General features: G+C 40.8%; 2 protein-coding genes. Both read right to left on the reverse strand.

Annotation, left to right across the window (positions count from 1 at the left end; genetic code table 11):
- Positions 1-317 precede the first annotated feature (317 nt).
- Entirely contained in the window at positions 318-1,190 is an 873-nt protein-coding gene (locus tag G4P69_RS37290; protein WP_208339148.1) for an aldo/keto reductase, read from the reverse strand.
- A gap of 315 nt (positions 1,191-1,505) precedes the next feature.
- The coding region (locus G4P69_RS37295) for an AbfB domain-containing protein (RefSeq protein WP_208354919.1) at positions 1,506-2,101 on the reverse strand (596 nt) is incomplete at its 5' end.

Here is a 2,101-nt window from a genome sequence, read left to right on the forward strand (position 1 = left end):
TCTTGTTCGGTTAGATCATTCAAAATCAGAGCGGCTAGACGGAGTCGCTCACTCGGTTTCAAAGTATCAATAATGTTCCGGTAGATTTGTTGGACGGTTTGGTCAGTGTGTGACATATTTATTCCTCCCAAACACCATCGTATCTTACATTTTACCACGGGTCATTCCGGTTCCGGACAATTTTGCTGTGGGAAAATTGCCTGAATAACTTTCCTGTTGGTTTAACCAATTCACAAAATAAGACATTGATGAAATTCTTAAAAGCCTTATACACAAAGCTTCTAGCTATTGTTTATTTAAGGCTTCTTTTCATCGGATCATGATGCAGTTTCCCGATCAATTTTTTGTACTTCTTCATCAGATAATTTGACATCGACAGCACGTACTGAATCTTCAATGCTATTGGTCTTGCTAGCACCAGGGATAGGCAAGATGCTAGAAGATTTAGAGCGCAACCAAGCCAGCACAATGCAGTATACCGATACGCCTTTTTCTTTGGCTAACTGTGATATCACCCGAAAATTTTCTAAATTTGTGTGGCGACGACTACCACCAAATGGACTCCAAGGTAGAAACGTTAAACCCTCAGTTTCGCAATATTCCAGCACACCATCAAACTCTGGCTGACGATTCCAAGGATTATACTGATTTTGTACAGATACAATATCAACCACATCCCGCGCTTGCTTGATTTGGGAAACGGAAAAATTAGAAACTCCCACAAATCGGATCAAGCCGTTAGCTACCGCTTCTTTAGCTGGCTTAAGAGATTCCTCAATAGTGTAGTTTGTGTCGGGAGCGTGGTATTGCCAAACGTCAATTGGTTTTTCTCCACCCAAGCTTTCAAAGCTGATGCGGATCGTTTCACGTAAATGGTTTGGATCGCCATTGCGAGACCAGTTGCCATTATGACGCATTAAACCGCCCTTAGTTGCAACAACCACACCGTTAACGTCGCCGTTGTAGCTTTGCAAAGCTTTATAAATCAGTCGCTCGTTGTGATGCTTGTCAGATTCGTCTTTGCAATAAGAATCAGCAGTGTCAATGAATGTTACGCCGAGATCTAAAGCCCGATGAATCACATTAACAGACTCTGATTCGCTTGGGCGATCGCTTAACGACATTGGCATACCTCCTAGTCCAATTGCACTCACGTAGACACCGGTTCTTCCAAGCTGTGTTGTTTCCATGGTTTTAGTTTATGGGTTTCATTGTTATTATCTGCCATCGAGGTTTTAAATTATTCATCTATCCTCAGAGTTAAGTAAGGGTAATATTTGAGTACACGGATATCCCATGATCCCCTAACTGGATAAGTTACACCAAGCCAGTTGACTTGTTTCATCCACAAAGCTGATACCATTCCAAAACCATAAACCCACAGTGTCAATTTGTGAAAAAGGTTCTAAGGTCATTAAAAATCTGCTGGATAAAAATCCGGCAGATTATCAGAAATTAATACCAATTTCGAAAGAAACTGATTAGCTATATTGTACTAGCTAAGATTATGGTGCCCAAGGTGGGGCAATTTTGAAAGATGCATCATTCTTATATAGGTCATCACTACCTTGGGGGTCAATCCACAACTCAAAGTTTCGATGCCGTAGATAGTAGGTGGGATAGTTGAAAGATACAAATGACACCGCAGTTGAGTTTGCTAATCCTGCTTTGGGACAGAATGTGGCATCTGCTTTGAATAAATCTGTGCCATCGTTTTGATTTAGCTTCGCGCGATAACCTTGATGTCTTAAGTAGTAGACGGGGTTATTTTTTGACTGAAAAGAAATACAAGTAGAATTTGCTAGTCCAGGTACGACATTCCAAGTGGCATTAGTTTTCGTCAATATATCACTAGTACTACTAACTGATTGGATATAACCTAGAGAATCGGTTTGTCCAATTCCAATGTAGTTAGATGGATAATTGAGTGATTGGAAAGATTGTAAACCACTCAAGTCATCGGTTCCTATTTTCCAAGGAGTGACTAACTTGAAGGTAGCATCATTCGTGTATAGGTCATCAGTAGCCTGGGGGTCAATCCAGAACTCAAAGTTACGATGGCGTAGATAGTAGCTGGGATAGTTGAAAGATGCAAACGATA

The organism is Aetokthonos hydrillicola CCALA 1050 (assembly GCF_017591665.1).
GTDB classification, from domain to species: Bacteria; Cyanobacteriota; Cyanobacteriia; order Cyanobacteriales; family Nostocaceae; genus Aetokthonos; species Aetokthonos hydrillicola.

Bases quoted from the DNA above. Each gene is read 5' to 3' on its own strand.
- G4P69_RS37290 (WP_208339148.1), bottom strand. From the start codon at position 1,190: ATGGAAACAACACAGCTTGGAAGAACCGGTGTCTACGTGAGTGCAATT.